3 protein-coding genes are annotated in these 4,244 nt (G+C 45.2%); all 3 read left to right on the forward strand.

The genetic code is table 11. From position 1 onward, the window contains the following. Positions 1 to 536: 536 nt before the first annotated feature. Positions 537 to 2,165 carry a glutamate--tRNA ligase gene (gltX, locus tag U9Q77_04030; GenBank protein MEA3286525.1) on the forward strand — a complete coding sequence of 543 codons (1,629 nt, stop codon included), beginning with the start codon at positions 537 to 539 and terminating at the stop codon, positions 2,163 to 2,165. A gap of 240 nt (positions 2,166 to 2,405) precedes the next feature. Further along, complete coding sequence (gene xerD, locus U9Q77_04035; protein ID MEA3286526.1) at positions 2,406 to 3,314, forward strand: site-specific tyrosine recombinase XerD; 909 nt, start codon at positions 2,406 to 2,408, stop codon at positions 3,312 to 3,314. Positions 3,315 to 3,383: 69 nt separating this feature from the next. After that, the coding region (gene dgt, locus U9Q77_04040; protein ID MEA3286527.1) for a dNTP triphosphohydrolase at positions 3,384 to 4,244 on the forward strand (861 nt) is incomplete at its 3' end.

Consider the following 4,244-nt stretch of genomic DNA (forward strand, 5'->3'; position numbering starts at 1 on the left):
TGTGTGAAAACTTCATTGCGCCGGAATAATTGCTTGCTAAGATTAGCTTTAGTTGTCTACGTATAGTACTGTTACTATTGATACTTACCCCAGGCTTCAGCCTGGGGGTTATAAAAACCTTAAAAAAGGAGGGCTTTAGCCCAACAATACGGGGCTAAAGCCCTAGGTAATAGTAGGTTATCATACCCCCAAGCTAAAGCATGGGGTAAGCGTTGTCATTATTCTCACACAGCCTCTATACCCTTATATCTCTGACATCCTCGTCTCCAGGTACGCATTTAGGGGAAGAACCATATTTATAAAATTTCTGTCCCCAAAATTCTTGCTTTAGGCGCAATTGGTATCGCTCAATAGAAACTCTTGATGGCATCGGGATAGACCTGTAGGTTAGTGGACATAAAGTATGGTAATTTTTCGTAGTATTGATTTTCTCAGTATGATTGACTACTGTTTCCGCTAATATTAAATGCTCTTCGACTACATGTCGTGTGATGAAATGATGAATATGTTTAAATAAGAAAGACTATAAAGAAGTCATGACCTCAACTCAACTTTCCAATGTTCGCGTTCGATTTGCCCCCAGTCCTACTGGTTACCTCCATATCGGAGGGGTTCGAACGGCCCTGTTTAACTGGCTGTTTGCCAAACATCACGGTGGAAAATTCATTCTCCGAGTGGATGATACAGACCAGGCACGTAACGTATCTGAAGCATTGCAACCCATCATGGATGGCTTCAAATGGCTGGGAATTGAATGGGATGAAGGTCCTGATGTTGGTGGCCCCCATGCACCCTACTTTCAGTCACAACGGTCAGATATCTATGCTGAAGCAGTTGAAAAATTGCTGGATGGAGGTTTTGCCTATAAAGATTTCTCCCGACCAGAGGAGTTCGCTGCCGAGCGCAAGTCTGCTGAAAAAGAGAAACGACAATTTATATATTCGCGCACATGGATGGCTGAATCTGCTGCGGATATTGCCCGTTTTGAATCCCAGGGACGGGAAGCTGTTGTGCGTCTCAAAATGCCCAGAGAGGGGAATTGTGAATTTCAGGATCTGGTTCGGGGAGAAATGTCGTTTGCCTGGGCTGGAGAGCAGGATCATGTTATTCAACGTAAGGATAAAAGTTGTCTATATCATCTTACCAATGTGGTGGATGATGGGGCTTTTGAGATCAGTCATGTTATTCGGGCCATTGAGCATCTATCCAATACACCCCGCCAGATCTTTATTGGTCAAAGTCTCGGGTTGGAGTTACCCCAATACGCCCATCTACCCTTTGTGGCTGAGCCAGGTAGTTCCAATAAATTAAGTAAACGCAAACTGGACAAATATCTTAAAAACCGCGATTTCAAGGTGCTGTTTGATCATGGAGAGCATATTGCTCAGCAGATTGGGTTCCTTGCAAGTCCGGAAACCTTTAATCCGGTGATCATTGATTTTTATCGCGAGATCGGCTTCCTACCTGAAGCCATTTTAAATTATTTGTTATTGTTAGGGTGGTCTCTGGATGATCGTACTGAGGATTTTAGCCGAAAAGATATGATCAGGAATTTTAATCTGGATCGGATCAACAAGGCACCAGCCAGCTTTGATCCCCAAAAGTTGACTGCTTTCCAGAGTCGCTATATGTGGCGATTGTCAATGGATAAACGTCTGGAAATGGTGGTCCCTTTTCTGGAAAAAGCCGGGCTGATCTCATCAACCAGGAACCTTTCGCTCAATTCCAAAGAAGCAACCCTGGGAGACCGAACCATGGATACGGTGAGAGCTGTATTGGAGGCTGCCGGTGAGCGTATCTCCATTGCTGGTGATATTTTGGACTATCAAGAGTTCTTCCAGGCTGATGACGTTATTGAATATGAAGAAAAAGCCTTTCGTAAACGGCTTGTGAATGCAAATGCCCAACGTGAATTACTGAAGCGATTGGTGAAACCCCTGACTGACGCTTCCAGCTTTTCTGCCGAGTCAATTGAGAATCTGCTGCGTGATTTTATCCAGCATGAAGGGGTTGGAATGGGAATGATCGTCCATGCCCTGCGTGTTTCCATTACCGGTAAGGCAGTGGGCTTTGGTTTGTTTGAGATTCTGGCTATTCTGGGGAAGAAAAGTTGTTTGTCTCGGATAGATCGAGCAATCGAGTTGGCTGAAGCAGGGAATAAGTAAAAAGTGGCAAGTGACAGGTGGCAAGTGACAAGGAATTACCTTTTGCTTTCAATCTTCATGAAACCGCTAGGAGTATTTGAGAAATCATGAAATATAATCGAAGCCCAGTAAACGAAATCATATATGGCATGTTGATCACTATTTTTATTTATCAACACCTCGCGACCGCTGCGCTCTCGCGGTTAGACTTCCTACTAGACCACCAATCTTAAATCTTAAATCTTAATTGTATATTGTTCCATGCCGCGCTCTGAACATTATCTCCAGGATTTTCTTAATTACCTGCGTGTTGAGCGCAATCTGGCAAAAAATACCCAACAGGCTTATCTGGATGATCTCCAGGATTTCTGGAATTTCCTGGGTGCCCAGGCGATCGATGATCCAGGTCTTATCGATCATCTGATGCTTACGCAGTATGCCGGGGATCTTAAACGGCGTAGTATGGCTGAAACCAGTGTGGCACGTCATTTTTCTTCATTACGAGCCTATTACAAATTTATGGTAATGGAAGGCTACCTTGAAAAAGACCCGACTCAATTCCTGGATTCACCCAGATTACCTGCCAGTTTGCCGAAGATCCTGAATGTTGAAGATATTGAGCTGCTCCTTGAGACCATCGATACAGAAACGCCCCTGGGCTTGCGCGATCGAGCCCTCTTTGAATTGATGTATGCAGCCGGGATGCGAGTCTCTGAGGTCTGTGATCTAACTATTGAACAAGTCCTTATGGATGAAGATCTCATTCTGGTTCGCGGCAAAGGCAATAAGGAACGCATTGTTCCCCTGGGTGGGGAAGCTAAAAAATGGCTGATAGAATATCTGGAACATGGCCGGCCATCCCTGAGAAAAGGCTATTTCAACGAAGGCATCATCTTTCTGAACAATCGTGGGAAAGCGCTTCAACGTAAAGGTATCTGGTTCATTCTCAAGCAGTTAGCTGAAAAAGCAGGACTAAAAAAAGCAGTCAGTCCCCATACTTTCCGCCATTCCTTTGCAACTCATTTACTGGAAGGGGGCGCCGATCTCAGGATAGTGCAGGAAATGCTGGGACACGTGGATATCTCCACCACCCAGATCTATACCCATCTGGATAGTACCTACCTGAAAGAAGTACATAGCAGCTTTCACCCCAGAGCGCGAAAGAAATGATAAATTATGAGGAGCGGGTGAACAAGCAAAGCCATTGAAACAGACCTTGATCTACCCTAGATTACCCCAATGATTTCTAAAAATACATTTTATACAGCCTGGGATTTTGAAACCCTGGGAGATCGACACCTTCCCGAAAATGAATATCGCAGTCCCTTTGAGATCGATCGTGACCGGGTGATCCATTCCACAGCTTTCAGAAGATTACAGGGTAAGACCCAGGTTTATGTCACAGGTCAAAGTGATCAGTACCGGACCCGCTTGACCCATTCTATTGAAGTGGCTCAGGTCGGTCGTTCCCTGGTAAATTATTTAAATCGCCGATCCGAATATCTCCAGCCTGGTTTTCAAATTGATGATACCCTGGTGGAAGCAGCTTGTTTGGCTCATGATCTGGGTAATCCTCCCATTGGCCATAAAGGTGAATCCCGCCTGAATGAGCTTATGGATTCCTGGGGCGGTTTCGAGGGAAATGCCCAGTCACTGCGGATTCTCACAGACATTGTGCGTGGCGATCGGCGGGGGATTGGCAAAGGGGGTATGCAACCTACACGGGCTTTGCTGGATAGTGTTCTAAAATATAAGATCGTTGGGAAAGCAAATACTCGAAATGGAGCGAAATTTCTGTATCCCGATCAGGCTGAGATCCGGTCCTGGGTTCATCAGGATGAGTCTCTGGATACGGCGAGCCAAACTGGCGTTTCGATAAGACCAATTGAGTGTGCTATCATGGATCTGGCTGATGATATTGCCTATACGACATCCGATCTGTTTGATGGAGTGAAACAGAGCGTCCTGGGTCCTGAACAGGTTCAGGATTTTTGGAAAAGTGAATTTCCAGAGGTCAGTGATGAGCTACGTTCACAGTTGGATAAGGTTCTTAAGGGACAATTTCCAATGTCTCGCTTTGTGGCCGGCGTAATTGGACAT

The sequence above is a fragment of the Candidatus Neomarinimicrobiota bacterium genome, assembly GCA_034716895.1.
GTDB lineage: Bacteria > Fidelibacterota > UBA8477 > UBA8477 > JABMPR01 > JABMPR01.

Coding starts and splice junctions, on each gene's coding strand:
- gltX (MEA3286525.1), top strand. CDS start 537: ATGACCTCAACTCAACTTTCCAATGTTCGCGTTCGATTTGCCCCCAGT.
- xerD (MEA3286526.1), top strand. CDS start 2,406: ATGCCGCGCTCTGAACATTATCTCCAGGATTTTCTTAATTACCTGCGT.